Annotated in this window: 15 protein-coding genes; all 15 read left to right on the forward strand. The window is 66.3% G+C overall.

Going from position 1 to position 15688, the window contains the following annotated elements; translation table 11 throughout:
* Nucleotides 1-81 precede the first annotated feature (81 nt).
* The 15 genes from L632_RS0117080 (at nucleotide 82) to L632_RS0117150 (ending at nucleotide 15687) form a co-directional block, all read left to right on the forward strand.
* Nucleotides 82-783, forward strand: a complete 702-nt coding sequence (locus tag L632_RS0117080; protein ID WP_051476479.1) for a nitroreductase — start codon at nucleotides 82-84, stop codon at nucleotides 781-783.
* A gap of 30 nt (nucleotides 784-813) precedes the next feature.
* Nucleotides 814-1980 carry an acyl-CoA dehydrogenase family protein gene (locus L632_RS0117085; protein WP_028717213.1) on the forward strand — a complete coding sequence of 389 codons (1167 nt, stop codon included), beginning with the start codon at nucleotides 814-816 and terminating at the stop codon, nucleotides 1978-1980.
* Nucleotides 1980-3098, forward strand: coding sequence for a CaiB/BaiF CoA-transferase family protein (locus L632_RS0117090; protein WP_028717214.1), 1119 nt, complete (start codon nucleotides 1980-1982; stop codon nucleotides 3096-3098). Before L632_RS0117085 ends, L632_RS0117090 begins: the two co-directional genes overlap by 1 nt.
* 21 nt (nucleotides 3099-3119) lie before the next feature.
* Complete coding sequence (locus tag L632_RS0117095; RefSeq protein ID WP_028717215.1) at nucleotides 3120-3878, forward strand: electron transfer flavoprotein subunit beta/FixA family protein; 759 nt, start codon at nucleotides 3120-3122, stop codon at nucleotides 3876-3878.
* Nucleotides 3878-4804 (forward strand): electron transfer flavoprotein subunit alpha/FixB family protein, encoded by a 927-nt coding sequence (locus tag L632_RS0117100; protein WP_028717216.1) that lies wholly within the window; start codon nucleotides 3878-3880, stop codon nucleotides 4802-4804. The genes L632_RS0117095 and L632_RS0117100 overlap by 1 nt, the downstream gene beginning before the upstream one ends.
* Before the next feature lie 87 nt (nucleotides 4805-4891).
* Nucleotides 4892-6538 carry an electron transfer flavoprotein-ubiquinone oxidoreductase gene (locus tag L632_RS0117105; protein ID WP_028717217.1) on the forward strand — a complete coding sequence of 549 codons (1647 nt, stop codon included), beginning with the start codon at nucleotides 4892-4894 and terminating at the stop codon, nucleotides 6536-6538.
* A gap of 207 nt (nucleotides 6539-6745) precedes the next feature.
* Nucleotides 6746-8671, forward strand: a complete 1926-nt coding sequence (locus L632_RS0117110; RefSeq protein ID WP_036698691.1) for an AMP-binding protein — start codon at nucleotides 6746-6748, stop codon at nucleotides 8669-8671.
* Nucleotides 8672-8678: 7 nt separating this feature from the next.
* Nucleotides 8679-9482 (forward strand): enoyl-CoA hydratase/isomerase family protein, encoded by an 804-nt coding sequence (locus L632_RS0117115; RefSeq protein WP_232220998.1) that lies wholly within the window; start codon nucleotides 8679-8681, stop codon nucleotides 9480-9482.
* 3 nt (nucleotides 9483-9485) lie between these two features.
* Nucleotides 9486-10877 (forward strand): MmgE/PrpD family protein, encoded by a 1392-nt coding sequence (locus L632_RS0117120; RefSeq protein WP_028717220.1) that lies wholly within the window; start codon nucleotides 9486-9488, stop codon nucleotides 10875-10877.
* Between the two features lie 10 nt (nucleotides 10878-10887).
* Complete coding sequence (locus L632_RS22995; RefSeq protein WP_051476480.1) at nucleotides 10888-11271, forward strand: cupin domain-containing protein; 384 nt, start codon at nucleotides 10888-10890, stop codon at nucleotides 11269-11271.
* The gene (locus L632_RS0117130) at nucleotides 11268-11939 is read left to right on the forward strand and encodes a nitroreductase (RefSeq protein ID WP_028717221.1); all 672 of its coding nucleotides are present in this window, start codon (nucleotides 11268-11270) and stop codon (nucleotides 11937-11939) included. The genes L632_RS22995 and L632_RS0117130 overlap by 4 nt, the downstream gene beginning before the upstream one ends.
* 155 nt (nucleotides 11940-12094) lie before the next feature.
* The gene (locus tag L632_RS0117135) at nucleotides 12095-12961 is read left to right on the forward strand and encodes a CoA ester lyase (protein WP_036698697.1); all 867 of its coding nucleotides are present in this window, start codon (nucleotides 12095-12097) and stop codon (nucleotides 12959-12961) included.
* Complete coding sequence (locus L632_RS0117140) at nucleotides 12958-13785, forward strand: MaoC family dehydratase N-terminal domain-containing protein (protein WP_036698700.1); 828 nt, start codon at nucleotides 12958-12960, stop codon at nucleotides 13783-13785. Before L632_RS0117135 ends, L632_RS0117140 begins: the two co-directional genes overlap by 4 nt.
* Nucleotides 13782-14633, forward strand: coding sequence for a MaoC/PaaZ C-terminal domain-containing protein (locus L632_RS0117145; RefSeq protein WP_028717224.1), 852 nt, complete (start codon nucleotides 13782-13784; stop codon nucleotides 14631-14633). Before L632_RS0117140 ends, L632_RS0117145 begins: the two co-directional genes overlap by 4 nt.
* 10 nt (nucleotides 14634-14643) lie before the next feature.
* A complete protein-coding gene (locus L632_RS0117150; protein ID WP_028717225.1) occupies nucleotides 14644-15687 on the forward strand; it encodes an acyl-CoA dehydrogenase family protein in 1044 nt (347 codons plus the stop codon).
* Nucleotide 15688 lies beyond the last annotated feature (1 nt).

The following is a 15688-nucleotide window of genomic DNA, read 5'->3' on the forward strand; positions in this document are numbered from 1 at the left end:
CCGACACCGGCACCGGCAGGCTTGCGGTTCAAACAGGTGTTAGATTATGTTTTCCCCGTAAACGGCAAGGACGGGGAAGCCATGCTCAAGACATCCACGATCGGCGACAACGCGACCGAGGTACTGGAAAGGCTGATGACCGACCGCTTCAGTTGTCGCGGCTTTCGCCCAGATCCCGTGCCCGACGAGGTGATCGGCACCATCTTCGAGATGGCGCGTCACGCCGCCTCGTGGTGCAATACCCAACCCTGGGACATGATCGTGACCCGCCCGGGCACGACCGAACCTTTCGCCGAGGCTTTGACCCAGGAAGTCCTGAAGGGCGGCGGCATCCAGTCGGACCTGCCTTTTCCCCCGGAATATCGCGGCGACTTCCTGGCGCGCCGTCGGGCTGCCGGCTTCGCGCTTTACGGTGCCGTCGGCATCGTCCGCGGCGATGACGAGGGCCGGGTTCGCCAGACGATGGAAAACTTCCGCTTCTTCGGCGCCCCGCATGTCGCCATCATGACCACGGCCGAGGAACTGGGCCCCTATGGGCTGGTCGACTGCGGCGGCTTCCTGGCTAACTTCCTGCTGGCGGCGCGCGCGCATGGCGTGGACACGATCCCGCAGGCCGCGCTGGCACAGCAGTCTGCCTTCATCCGCGACTATTTCGCGATCCCCGAGGGGCGCCAGGTCGTCTGCGGCGTCTCGTTCGGCTATGCCGATCCCGACCATCCCGCAAACAGTTTCCGCACCGAACGCCGGGCGGCGGAAGAGATCTTCCGCTTCGCCGACGCATGACCCATCCAGAGATTCAGACCGGACCTTGCCATGTTTGACCAGCGCACCGACGATTACCAGGACATCCGCGACGCGGTTCGCGCACTTTGCTCCGAATTTCCCGACGAATATCACCGCAAGATCGACGAGTCCCGCGCCTATCCCGAGGAATTCGTCGATGCCCTGACCAAGGCGGGCTGGATGGCGGCGCTGATCCCCGAAGCCTATGGCGGCTCGGGCCTCGGCCTGACCGAGGCCAGCGTCATCATGGAAGAGATCAACCGCTCGGGCGGAAATTCCGGCGCCTGTCACGGCCAGATGTATGTGATCAACACGCTGATCAAGCACGGCTCCGAGACGCAGAAGCAGAAATACCTGCCCCGGATCGCGACCGGCGAATGGCGCCTGCAATCCATGGCGGTGACGGAACCGACCACCGGCTCGGACACCACCAAGATCAAGACCAACGCGGTGAAGAAGGGCGACCGCTGGATCATCAACGGCCAGAAGGTCTGGATCAGCCGGGTGCAGCATTCCGAACTGATCATCGTGCTGGCACGCACCACGCCGGTCGAGCAGGTGAAGAAAGCCTCAGACGGCATGTCGATCTTCATCGTCGATGCGAAAGAGGCGCAGGCGAACGGCCAGCTCGTCGTGAAGCCGATCCCCAACATGGTCAATCACGAAACCAACGAACTGTTCTTCGACAACCTGGAAGTGCCCGAGGAAAACCTGATCGGCACCGAGGGTCAGGGCTTCAAGCACCTGCTGTCGGGCCTGAACGCGGAACGCGTGCTGATCGCGGCGGAATGTATCGGCGACGGCTACTGGTTCACCGACCGGGTGGTGAAATATGTCAACGAGCGCGTGGTCTTCGGCCGCCCCATCGGCCAGAACCAAGGCGTGCAGTTCCCCATCGCTGAGGCCTTCATCGAGGTCGAGGCAGCGAACCTGATGCGCTTCAAGGCCGCCGCGCTCTACGACGCCGACCAGCCCTGCGGCGCCGAGGCGAACATGGCGAAATACCTGGCCGCCAAATCCAGCTGGGAGGCGGCGAATGCCTGCATCCAGTTCCACGGCGGCTTCGGCTTCGCCAATGAATACGACGTGGAACGCAAGTTCCGCGAGACGCGGCTTTACCAGGTGGCGCCGATCTCGACCAACATGATCCTGGGCTATATCGGGCAGCATGTCCTCGGCATGCCGAAGAGCTACTGATGCGCGCGCTTCCCCTTGCGGGCCTTACGGTCGTCGCCATCGAGCAGGCCGTCGCCGCCCCCTTCACCACCTCGCGCCTGGCCGATGCGGGCGCAAAGGTGATCAAGATCGAACGGCCCGAGGGCGATTTCGCCCGGGGCTATGATGATGTCGCCAAAGGCCAGTCGAGCTATTTCGTCTGGCTGAACCGGGGCAAGGACTCGGTCACGCTGGATCTTGGATCCGAGGCCGGCAAGGCCGAACTCGCCCGGCTGCTGGACAGCGCCGATGTGCTGGTCCAGAACCTCAAGCGCGGCGCGCTGGCAAAGCTTGGCTTTTCCTTCGAGCGTCTGGCGCGGGACTGGCCGCGGCTGATCACCTGCTCGATCACCGGCTATGGCGAGGACGGCCCCATGGCCAACCGCAAGGCCTATGATCTACTGATCCAGGCGGAATCCGGCCTCTGCTCGATCACCGGCGGGCCCGATGAACCGGCTCGCGTCGGCATCTCGATCGTTGACATCGCCACCGGCGCAACGGCGCATTCCGCAATCCTCGAGGCGCTGATCGCGCGCGGCGTGACCGGCAAGGGCGCACAGATCTCGGTCTCGATGTTCGACGTGATGGCCGACTGGCTGACCGTGCCGCTGCTGAATTACGAGGGCGGCAAGTCGCCCAAGCGCATCGGCATGGCCCATCCCTCGATCGCACCCTATGGCGTGTTCACCACGAAAGACGGCCAGCCGCTGCTGATCTCGGTCCAGAGCGACCGGGAATGGCGCAAACTGGCAGACGTATTCCTCGGCCGCCCGGATCTGGGCACCGACCCGCGCTTCGCCACCAATGTCGCCCGCGTGACGAATCGCGCCGAGACCGACGCCGTGGTGGCCGAGGGCTTCGCCGGGCTGAATGCAGACGAAGCCATCGCCGTGCTGCTTGAGGCCGATGTCGCCCTGGCCTCGGTCAGCGACATGCAGAAGCTATCTAATCACCCCCACCTGCGCCGCATCACCGTCGAGACGCCAAATGGTCCTGTATCCTATCCAGCGCCGGGCGCAGTCTTCGCCGACGAGGCCCGCAATTATGGCGCGGTGCCCGCGCTGAACCCCCTCGATGCCGCCGCCCGGGTGACAGGTTGACGAAACAACAGGAGTAACTCGATGAAGATCCTTGTCCCCGTGAAGCGGGTTATCGACTACAACGTCAAGGCCCGGGTTCGAGCGGATGGGTCTGGTGTCGATCTTGCGAATGTGAAGATGAGCATGAACCCGTTCGACGAGATCGCGGTGGAGGAGGCGATCCGTCTGAAGGAGAAGGGCGCGGCCTCGGAGGTGGTGGCGGTCAGCATTGGCGTCAAGCAGGCGGCCGAGACGCTGCGCACGGCCCTGGCGATGGGCGCGGACCGGGCGATCCTGGTGGTCGCGGCCGATGACGTGCACCAGGACATCGAGCCCTTGGCGGTGGCGAAGATCCTCAAGGCGGTGATCGACGAGGAACAGCCGAAGCTGGTCATCGCCGGCAAGCAGGCCATCGACAACGACATGAACGCGACCGGGCAGATGCTGGCGGCTCTGCTGGGCTGGGGCCAGGCGGCCTTTGCCTCGAAGATCGAGATCGAGGGCGAGGCGGCGAAAGTCACCCGCGAGGTCGATGGCGGGCTCCAGACCATCGAGGTCAGGCTGCCGGCGATCGTCACCGCGGACCTGCGCCTGAACGAGCCGCGCTATGCGAGCCTTCCGAACATCATGAAGGCGAAGAAGAAGCCGCTGGAGGAGAAGACGGCCGCCGATTACGGCGTCGATACCGCCCCGCGGCTGGAGATCGTGACCACCCGCGAACCCGAGGGCCGCAAGGCCGGGACCAAGGTCGGCTCGGTCGACGAACTGGTGGGGAAACTGAAAGAAGCGGGGGTGCTCTGATGGCCGTTCTTCTGTTGGGTGAAGTCACCAATGGCGAGCTGAACCGCGACGCCACGGCGAAATCCGTCAATGCGGTCAAGACCCTGGGCGAAGTGACGCTGCTCTGCGCCGGCGCCCATGCGAAGGACGCCGCGGCGCAGGCCGCCACCATCGCCGGCGTCGCGAAGGTGCTGGTCGCCGAGGACGCGCGCTACGGCCACCGCCTGGCCGAGCCGACCGCGGCGCTGATCGTGTCGCTGGCGGGGGATTACGACCACATCGTCGCGCCCTCGACCACGGATGCGAAGAACGTGATGCCGCGCGTCGCGGCGCTTCTGGACGTGATGGTGATCCCGGATGTCTCGAAGGTCGTCGATGCCGAGACCTTCGAGCGCCCGGTCTATGCCGGCAACGCCATCCAGGTGGTGAAATCGCGCGACGCGAAGAAGGTGCTGACCATCCGCACCGCCAGTTTCGACGCGGCCCCCGACGGCGGCAGTGCCCCGGTCACCGAGGCCGCGCTGGCCGAGGATCCGGGCCTGTCGTTCTGGGTCGCCGACGAGGTGGCCGAGAGCGACCGCCCCGAGCTGACCTCGGCGGGCCGGGTGGTCTCGGGCGGCCGCGGCGTGGGCTCGAAAGAGGACTTCGCGATCATCGAGGCGCTTGCCGACAAGCTCGGCGCGGCCGTTGGCGCCTCGCGCGCGGCGGTGGATTCGGGCTATGCCCCGAACGACTGGCAGGTCGGCCAGACCGGCAAGGTGGTCGCCCCCGAGCTCTACGTCGCCGTCGGCATCTCCGGCGCCATCCAGCACCTTGCGGGGATGAAGGACTCGAAAGTGATCGTCGCGATCAACAAGGACGAGGAAGCCCCGATCTTCCAGATCGCCGACTACGGCCTCGTCGGAGACCTGTTCACAACCGTCCCCGAACTCACCGAAAAGCTCTGAGGCTTCTTCGTTGCTCAAATACCCAATGGTGCCCCCGCGCGGTCGGGGGCGCCCGATCCGACCCCCAGCCAGTGGAGCTTCCCAGCCATGACCACCTCCACCCGCGAGTCGATGGAATACGACGTTGTGATCGTCGGCGGTGGACCATCTGGCCTGTCTGCGGCGATCCGGCTGAAGCAGATCGACCCGGAACTGCAGGTGGTGGTGCTGGAGAAGGGCTCCGAGATCGGGGCGCATATCCTGTCGGGCGCGGTGCTGGACCCGGTCGGGCTGGACCGGCTGATCCCGGACTGGCGCGAGCGGGGCGCGCCCGTGACCACCGAAGTCACCGACGACAATTTCTACGTCCTCGGCGCGGCGGGCCAGGTGCGGGTGCCGAACTGGCCGATGCCGCCGCTGATGAACAACCACGGCAATTACATCGTTTCCATGGGCAATGTCTGCCGCTGGCTGGCCGGACAGGCCGAGGAGCTGGGCGTCGAGATCTTCCCCGGCATGGCCGCCAGCGCCATCGTCTGGGAGGGCGACCGCGTGCGTGGCGTCGTGGCCGGCGAGATGGGGCTGGAGGCCGACGGCACGCCGGGGCCGATGTATGAGCCCGGCATGGAGCTGCACGGCAAATACGTCTTCATCGCCGAGGGCGTGCGCGGCAGCCTCGCCAAGGAGATCATGGCGAAGCTGAACCTGTCCGAGGGCCACGAGCCGCAAAAGTTCGGCTTGGGCATGAAGGAGATCTGGGAGGTCTCGCCGGAAAAATTCCAGAAGGGCCGGGTCGTGCACACGATGGGCTGGCCGCTCGGCAGGAATGCGGGCGGCGGGTCCTTCATCTATCACTTCGAGGACAACCAGGTTCTGGTCGGCTTCGTGGTGCATCTGAACTACGAAAACCCCTACCTTTATCCCTATATGGAGTTCCAGCGCTTCAAGCATCACCCGATGGTCGCGGAACTCTTGGAGGGCGGCAAGCGCATCTCCTACGGCGCCCGCGCGATCTCCGAGGGCGGCTGGCAGTCGATCCCGGAGCTGAGCTTCGATGGCGGCGTGCTCTTGGGCTGCTCGGCGGGTCTGGTGAACGTGCCGCGGATCAAGGGCAACCACAATGCGATGCTCTCGGGGATCGCGGCGGCCGAGGCGGCGGCATCGGCCATCGCCGCGGGCCGCGAGGGCGACCGGCTGGAGGCCTATGACGCGGCGGTGCGGACCGGCGAGATCGCGAAGGACCTCAAGCGGGTCAGGAACGTCAAGCCGATCTGGTCGCGGCTGGGACTGTGGCCCTCGCTGGCGCTTGGCGGGTTTGATATGTGGGTGGCGAACCTGACCGGCTGGAACCCGCTGGGGACCTGGAAACACGGCAAGACGGATGCGCAGGCGACCGGCAAGGCGGCGGATTTCAAGCCGATCGACTATCCGAAACCGGATGGCAAGCTCAGCTTCGACCGGCTGACCAACGTGGCCTTCAGCTTCACCAATCACGAGGAAAGCCAGCCCTGCCACCTGCGGCTGCGCGACCCGCAGGTCCCGATCGCGGTGAACCTGCGGGAATATGCCGAACCCGCGCAGCGTTACTGCCCGGCCGGGGTCTATGAGGTGATCGAGGGTAGCGACGGCCCGCGCTTCCAGATCAACTTCCAGAACTGCGTGCATTGCAAGACCTGCGACATCAAGGATCCCAGCCAGAACATCGACTGGACAACCCCGCAGGGCGCCGACGGGCCGAATTACCCGAATATGTGATCCCATCGCAAAAACCTTTGGGCGGTCGCGAAAACCAGCGATGGCCCTAAAATCTACCATCCGTTAGAATACACCCGAGGAGGTCGCTGCTGCAGCGACAAAGGTTTCAGGAGGGGAAATGCCAGAAACAATCCGCACCGCGTGCCGCCGGACATTCCTCTGCGCCCCCTATTCCCATTACGGCACCGAGCCAGCGGAGACATGCCTATGACTTCCACCAAAGCCTGGACCCCCGAAAAGCGCCATTTCGACAGCGCCCATGTGCTGAAACTGGCCGAAAGGCTGGGGGTCGCCGACTATGACGCACTGCTGGCGCTGTCGGTGGAAAAGCCCGAGGTTTATTGGCAGACCGCCAGCGACTTCCTGGGTATCAGGTGGGACAAGGCACCCGATGCCTATGTGGACCTTTCGCGTGGCAAGGCATTCCCGCAATGGTGGCCGGGCGCGAGACTGAACTGGGTCAACACGGTGCTGCAATATGCAGGGACCGCGCCCGACCGCATCGCCATCATCGACGAGACCGAGACCGGCGAGGTCCGCCGCGTCACCTATGCCGAACTGGCCGTCATGGTGCGCCGCTTCGCGCACGGGCTGCGCCAGCGGGGTATCCGGCGCGGCGACCGCATCGGCCTGCTGATCGACAACGGCATCGAGGCGACGGTTTCCGCGCTGGCGATCCCCTATATCGGCGCGATGATCGTGCCGCTGTTCTCGGGTTTCGGACACGAGGCGGTGGTCTCGCGGCTGGAACCCAGCGCGGCCAAGGCGGTGATCGCCACCACCGGCTTCGGCCGGCGCGGCAAGTATGTCGACATGCAGGCGGTGATGCAGGAGGCGCGCAAGCACCTGCCCTCGGTCGAAACGATCATCTGGAAGGACGCGCCCGGCGTGGCGATCCCCCAAGGCGACCCGACCTGGAACCAGGTGGCGCAAGCCGAAGACGACCACCGCCCCGCAGAAAGCATGGGGCCGATGGACCCGTTCATGGTGATCTATACCTCGGGCACCACGGGCAAGCCCAAGGGACCGGTGCATACCCATGGCGGCTTTCCGCTGCGCATCGCGCATGACTCGGCGGTGCATTTCAACGTCGGGCCGGGCGATGTCTTTTGCTGGCCGGCCGACATGGGCTGGATCGCCGGCACACTGGTGCTGTCTACGGCGCTGCTGCGCGGCGCGACGCTGGTGCTTTACGCCGGCGCGCCGGACTTTCCTGACTGGTCGCGCATGGGCAAGCTGATCGAGGATCACCGGATCACCCATTACGGGTCCGCCCCGACGCTGATCCGCGGCTTTGCCGCCAATGAGGAACTGGCGCTGAAGCATGACCGCTCCAGCCTGCAACTGCTGATTACCGCGGGCGAGGTCATCGATGCCGAGCATTTCGCCTGGTATCAGAACCGCTTCGCGGCCAATGGCAGCCCGGTCATCAACTATACCGGCGGCACCGAAGTGTCGGGGGCGCTGCTCTCCAGCGTGCAGGTCAAACCGATCGCGCCGGGCGGGTTCAACACATCATCCCCCGGCATCGACGTGACCGTGACCGATCCCGAGGGCAAGCCGGTGATCGGCGAGGTCGGCGAGGTGGTGATCCGCGCCCCCTTCATCGGCATGACCGCCAGCTTCTGGCAGGATGACGCACGCTATATCGACAGCTACTGGTCCACCATCCCCGGCTGTTGGGTGCATGGCGATCTGGCGGTAAAATCCGAGGACGGGGCCTTCGTGGTCATGGGCCGGTCAGACGATACGCTGAAGGTCGCGGGCAAGCGCCTCGGTCCTGCCGAGGTTGAGGAAGTCGTGCTGGAACTGCCCGAGATCAGCGAGGCGGCCGCGGTCGGCCTTGCCGATGCACTGAAGGGTCAGAAGCTGATCGTCTTCGTGCTGCCCATGCCGGGTTTCGATGGCAACAGGGACGACCTGGCCAAGCGCGTGGCGGCGGCCGTGGGCGATCGCCTGGGCAAGCCCTTCAAGCCCAGCAAGGTGCATGTGGTCACGCAACTGCCCAAGACCCGATCCGGCAAGATCATGCGCCGCCTGATCCGGCAGGCCTATGCCGGGGAAAAGCTGGGCGACCTATCCTCGCTCGACAACCCGGCGGCGCTGGATGAGATCGCGGCACTTGGAAAATGAGGGAATGATGGACGCCTATTCGCATTACACCGCCTTTGCCGCCGACATGCCGCATCCGGGCGTGCTGCGGCTGACGCTGAACCGGCCCGACACGCTGAACACGCTGGACAAGCTGGGCCATGTCGAGATGGCCGATGTCTGGAAACAGATCCACAAGGACGATGCCGTGCGCTCGGTCCTGCTTTGCGCCGAGGGGCGGGCGTTTTCCGCCGGCGGCGACTTCACCCTGGTGCAGGAGTTGATTGACGATTTCGGCGCCCGGGTGCGCATGTGGCACGAGGCGCGGGAACTGGTCCACAACATCCTCGATTGCGAAAAGCCCATCGTCTCGGCCATCCAGGGGCCGGCGGTCGGGGCCGGGCTGGTGGCTGCGCTGCTGGCCGATATTTCCATCGCTTCGAAAAAGGCCAAGATCGTCGATGGCCACACCCGGCTGGGCGTGGCGGCGGGCGATCATGCCGCGATCATCTGGCCGCTGCTCTGCGGCATCGCAAAGGCGAAATACTACCTGATGCTCTGCGAGCCGATGACCGGCGAAGAGGCCGAGCGCATCGGCCTGATCTCGCTCGCCGTCGAGCCCGAGGAACTGGCCGAGCGGGCGATGAACGCCGCGATCCGGCTGGCCGATGGCGCCCCGACCGCGATCCGCTGGACCAAGCATTCGTTGAACAACTGGATGCGCGCCGCCGGTCCCGCCTTCGACGCCTCGCTGGCGCTGGAACTGCTGGGCTTCGGCGGTCCCGAGGTGAAGGAGGGGCTGAACTCGCATCTGGAAAAACGCAGGCCCGATTTCGGCAACCGCAAGGACTAGACCATGAACCTGCCCCCGCTCGAGGAAGCCGTCGCCCGGCTGGTGACCGATCTGCGTTACGACGCCCTGCCGCCCGAGGCCATTGCCGGTGCGCGCCAGCTGATGCAGGATCAGCTTGCCTTGCAGGTCGGCAGCGCCAGCCTGCCCTGGAGCCAGGCGCTGCTGGCGCTGGCCAAGCGCAGCCATGTGCCGGGCAAGGCCCGCGTCGCCGCCTCGGGCGAGCGGATGAGCGCCGGGGACGCCGCCTTCGTCAATGGCAGCTTCGGCCACGGCTTCGAGTATGACGACGCCCATCGCGCCAGTTCCAGCCATCCCGGCAGCTGCGTCGTCCCCGCCGCGCTGGCCTTGGGCGAGGAGATGGGCGCGACCATGGGGCAGGTGATCGAGGGCATCATCGCCGGATACGAGGTCTATACCCGCATCGGCAACTTGGCCGCGCCGCAGCTTCTGGAAAAGGGCTGGCATCCCCACGCGATCCTGTCGAATTTTGGCGCCGCCGCCGTGGTGGCGAAGATGCGCGGCTTCAATCGGGAACGCACGGCGCACGCGCTGTCCATCGCGCTATCCCATGCCTCGGGGACGACGGAATACACATCCTCGGGCGGCTCGATCAAGCGCGTCCATGCCGGGATCGGCACCCGTAACGGCATCCGCGCCGCCGAGATGGCCGAGGCAGGGCTGACCGGGCCAACCACCTTCCTGTCGGGCTCGAAAGGCTTCTTCCGCACCTTCGTCCAGAAGGACATTCCCGCCAGCGAGGCCGCCCGTTTCGGCGCTGGCGAAAGCTTCGAGATCACCCGCGTCTGGATCAAGCCCTATTGCTGCTGCGGCATCAACCACGCCTATATCGACGGTGCCCGCCAATTGGCCAACCGCGCCGGCCAGATCGAGGCGATCGAGCTGGGCATCCAGTCGGGCGGCGACGTGGTGATCGGCAACCGCAACGCCAATGCCTTCGCGCCCAAGACCATCGAGCATCTGCAATATTCCCTACCCTTCCAGTTCGCGCTTTCGGTGCTGGGCAAGGGCAACGGCTATGAGACCCATTCCGCCTATATGCGCGGCGAGCTGGATATTTCCGAGGACAGCGACGTGGCGCAACTGGCGCGGCGGGTGAAGATCACGGTGAAGCCGGAACTCGACACCGCCTATGCCGGCAAATGGGTCGCCGACATCACCGCCCGCATGGCCGATGGCGAGGAGGAGAAGCTGTTCATCCTCGACCCGCTGGGCACCACGGAGAACCCGGTCTCGCAGGCCGATCTGGACGCCAAGTTCGACGACCTGACGTGCTCGACCCTAGGCGCGGAACAGTCGGCGCGGCTGCTGGCGGCGATCAAGTCGGGCGACGCGAAACTGCCGGCGGCCGATCTGGTCGCCCTGCTGATCCGCTGAGGCGCCGCCGATGTTTCCGGTCGATCTGAACACGGGCTGGCAGCCGGTCCCCGATACCTCGGGGATCGAGGTGAAGCCGCTGAGCGGCGCCCTGGACGAGAGCGCAGGCACCGGCTTCCGCAGCCGCTATGTCCGCATCCTGCCGGGCGGCGAGACCTTTGCCGCCCTGACCCATCCCTATTGGGAGGAAGCCGTGCTGATCGAGGGCGAGGTCACGCAGAAGGCCACCGGCGTCACGCTGAAGGCCCCGGCCTATGTCATCCGCCCGCCGGGCACGCCGCACGGGCCTCTGATCTCGGCCACGGGCTGCCTGATGGTCGAGACGCAATATTTCGCAGAACGTGCCCTGGGTCTGGCGGATTACCTCGACGCCAATGCGCCGGAGGGGCGATGAGTGATGCCGAGGTTCTGGCCCGGCTGATGCGGGCGCGGCAAAGCTGCCGCGCCTTCCGGCCCGATCCGCTGTCGGATGCCACAATCACCGAGATCGTGGACAGCGCCCGTTGGGCAGCGTCGTGGTCGAACATCCAGCCCTGGGACCAGATGATCGTGACCAGGCCGGAGACCACCGCGCGGCTGTCAAAGGCGCTGCTGGCCGAAGCCGAGGCGCGTCCCGAGATCGCCTCGGACATACCCTACCCCGAAAGCTATCCCGAACCCTACATGGCGCGACGGCGCGAGGTGGGCTTCGGCCTTTACGCCGCGCTTGGCATCGCGCGAGAGGATCGCGCCGCCCGTCACGAGCATCACTTGAAGAACTTCCGCTTCTTCGGCGCGCCGTATGTGGCGCTTCTGTCGGTGCCACGCGCCATCGGCCCCTATGCGCTGCTGGACATCGGCGCCTTCGTGGGGACTTTCATGCTGGCGGCCCAGGCGCGCGGCATCGGCAGCGTGGCTCAGGCCGCTCTGGCGCAGCATGCTGGCGTGGTGCGGCGCTTTTTCGACCTGCCCGAGGATCGCGATTTCGTCTGCGGCATCTCGTTCGGCCACCCGGCCGAGCATGCAGCGAACCGCTTTCGCTCTTCCCGGATCGAGCCCGAGGCGTTTTTCAGGCTGACCTGAGCTCAAGGGAAAGCCGATGGCACCCCCCGGCTTGACCGCCGCTCGTCGGGCTGGAAACGCCCCCACCATCGTGCAAAAATTATAACAAGCATTAGAAAATGCCGCCGGGCGCGGCATCCTAACAAGGCATGACAATGATGTCGCGATCCACTTCCATGACCGATCTGCCACTGCGCAGCCTGCTGTTCTGCCCTGGCTCGAATCCCGGCCGCATGCGCAAGGCGATGGCCGCCGGCGCCGATGCGGTGATTCTGGACCTTGAGGACTCGGTCGATCCCTCGGCCAAGGCAGAGGCCCGCGCGATGGTGGCCGAAGCGCTGGCGGGGCCGCGCAGCCTGCTCACCGTGGTTCGCATCAATGCCGAGGACAGCCCGCATCACCTGTCCGACCTGGCCATGGCGCTGCGGGCGGGTGCGGATGCTGTGATGCTGCCGAAATGCAACGGCCCGGCCGATCTGCTGCGGCTGTCGCAGCGCATGGATGCGCTGGAGGCCGCCTTCGACCTGCCGCAGGGCCACAGCGCCATTCTGCCGCTGGTCACGGAATCGGCCATGGCACTGCTGGACATGGATTATCGCGGGGTGACGCCGCGTCTGGCAGCGCTGTGCTTCGCGGGCGAGGATCTGGCCTCGGATCTGGGCGTGATGGCGCGCGCGAACGGGCAAATGAACGCCCTGCTGTCCCATGCCCGTCGTCAGGTCGCCATCGCCGCCGCCGCTGCGGGTGTGCGCGCCATCGACACGCCCTTTCCCGATCCGCGCTCGGAACAGGGGTTGGAACTGGAAACGCGCGAGGCCATGTCGCTGGGTTTTTCCGGCAAGCTTTGTATTCATCCCGCACAGGTCGCCACCGTCCATGCCACGCTGCGCCCGGCACCGGAACGGGTGGCTTGGGGCCGCGCGGTGATCGCCGCGCTGGAAGGCGCGGCCAGCGGTGTCGCGGTGGTTGACGGCAAGATGGTGGACATCGCCCACCTTCGGCTGGCCCGGCGCTATGTCCAGATGGGGGAGGCCTCGGCATGATCGACATCGCACATCTTCAAAGCTGGACCGGCCGGACCGAGGAAAGCCGCGACACCATAACCGCCGGCCATACCGCGCGGATGGCTGCGCTGCTGGATCGCCCTGCCCCGGCCTTGGGCGATCCGTTGCCGCCACTGTGGCACTGGACCTTCTTTGCGCCGCAAGTGCCGCAGTCGCAGCTTGGCCCCGACGGCCATCCCCGGCTGGGCGGCTTCCTGCCGCCGGTGCCGCTGCCGCGCCGGATGTGGGCGGGCGGCAAGCTGCAGTTCCATAACCCGATCCATGTCGGCGAAGAGGTCACCCGGACCAGCGAAATCCTGTCCGTCGCCGAAAAATCCGGCCGTCAGGGCGCGCTGGTCTTCGTCAGCGTCGGGCATAAGCTCGCGACGCAATCCGGCCTCGCCATCGAGGAACGGCAGGACATCGTCTATCGCGAGCCCTCGACCACCAAGCTGCCTGCCCCCGTGGCCGAGGTCGCCCCCGCGGACTGGCGCGATCCGATGCTGCCCGATCCGGTGCTGCTGTTCCGGTTTTCGGCGCTGACCTTCAACGCGCATCGCATTCACTACGACCTGCCCTATGCGACCGCCGAGGAAGGCTATCCCGACCTGGTCGTGCAGGGACCACTGACCGCCACGCTGCTGATGGACGCCTACACCCGCCGCAGCGGCAATCTGCCGAAAAGCTTCAGCTTTCGGGGGCAGGCACCGCTGTTTTCCGGCGGGCGGATGGCGATCTGCGGGCGGGCCACCGACCAGGGCCACGATCTCTGGGCCGAGGGGCCCGGCGGCTATACCGGGATGAGCGCGCAGGTGACGGCATGAGCATCGATATCGACAAGCTGATGAGGCTGGAGATTCCGCAGGTCCGGCAGGAACTGACCGCGCGCGACATCGCGCTTTACGCGCTGTCGATCGGCATGGGCCGCGATGCGCTGGACGCCCGGCAACTGCCCTATGTCGATCCGCTGCAAGGTCCGGCAGTGATGCCCGCGATGGTGCTGGTCATGGCCCATCCCGGCTTTTACCTCGGCCACCCTGAATCCGGCGTGGACCCCAAGGGCGTGCTCCATGCCGATCAAGCCATCGAGATCACAGGCCCGATCCCGGCCAAAGGCGAGGTCGAAAGCCGCACCCGCATCACCGAGGTCATCGACAAGGGTGCGGGCAAGCCGGCGCTGATCCTGGCCGAAACCGAGCTTTCCGCCGAAGGCCGCACCTTCGCCCGGCTGAACCGCACCACCTTCATCCGCGGCGGCGGCGGTTTCGGCGGGCTGTCCGAGCCAAAGAACCCCGTGCCGCGCCTGCCTGAACCCGAGACCGCGCCGGATCATGTAGTCGACCTGGAAACCGCCGACGCGCAGGCGCTGCTCTATCGCCTCAACGGCGATCTGAACCCGCTGCACAGCGACCCGGAACTGGCGCGCAAGCTGGGCTTTCAGCGCCCGATCCTGCATGGGCTCTGCACCATGGGCGTCGTCTGCCATGCGCTGCTGCGCGCCTTGGGCGACTACCGCCCCGACAGTCTGCGCGCCGTCCGTCTGCGCTTTGCCAAGCCCGTCTATCCGGGCGAAACGATCCGCACCGAAATCTGGGCCGACGGCCGCTTCCGCGCCTTGGTCCCCGCCCGTGATGCCGTGGTGATCGACGGCGGCCTTGCCCGCTTTACCTGAGGAGTTGCCCATGATCCCCGAGGACGTCCTTTCGTCGATGGACATGATCCGCGACAGCGCGCGCGGCATCGCCGGCGCGGACCTGAGCCGCATCCGCAAGCTGCGCTATAGCTCACCCGGCTTCGACCGCGCCACATGGTCCGAAATGTGCGCCTTGGGCTGGCCGGCCCTGCGCATTCCCGAAGACCAGGGCGGGGTCGGGCTGGGGGTGCTGCCCTATACCGCGCTGGCCGAGGAGGCCGGGCGCGCCCTGCTGCCCGAGCCGCTGATTCCGGCCGTCCTGGCCTCGACCCTGCTCGATGGCGAGGCGCTGGAGGCGCAGATCGAGGGCGCGACACTGGTGATCCCGGCCTGGCAGGATGCACGCGGCAGCATCGCCCCCGGCACGTTGCAGATCCGCGACGGCAAGGTGACGGCGACGCGGCTTTATGTGCCGACCGGCGCCGATGCCTGGCTGGTGGTCGGCGCCACGCAATCGGCGCTGGTCGCGGCCGGCGCCCCCGGCGTCACGCTCACCCCCGCCGCCACGCAGGACGGTGGCGAGCTGGCAACGATCCGTTTCGAGAATGCCCCCTGCACGGTGATCGAGGCGGATCCCGGCCCGGCGCTGGCCGAGGCGGCGCTGGCCACCGCCGCCTATCTTCTGGGGCTGATGGAGGACGCGCTGGACATGACCGTCGCCTACCTGAAGCAGCGGGTGCAATTCGGCAAGACGATCAGCCAGTTCCAGATCCTGCAGCACATGGCCGTGGACGCGCGGCAGGAAATCGAGGTCACTCGCGCCAGCATCGAACAGGCGGCGCTGCAATGGGATGTCGAAGGCCCGACGCCTGCCGCACATGCCGCGATCTCGCGCGCCAAGGCGCGGGCATCCTCGGCGGCGATGAAGGTCACGCGCGACTGCGTGCAGCTGCATGGCGGCATCGGCTTTACCGACGAACACGACATCGGCCTTTTCCTGCGCAAGGCGATGGTGATGGCCCCGGCCTTCGGGGGCGCCAGACAGCATCGCGCCAATTTCGCCCGGCTGAAACCCGTGACAGAGGAGGCATGAG

The sequence above is a fragment of the Paracoccus sp. J39 genome, assembly GCF_000518925.1.
Lineage (GTDB): Bacteria > Pseudomonadota > Alphaproteobacteria > Rhodobacterales > Rhodobacteraceae > Paracoccus.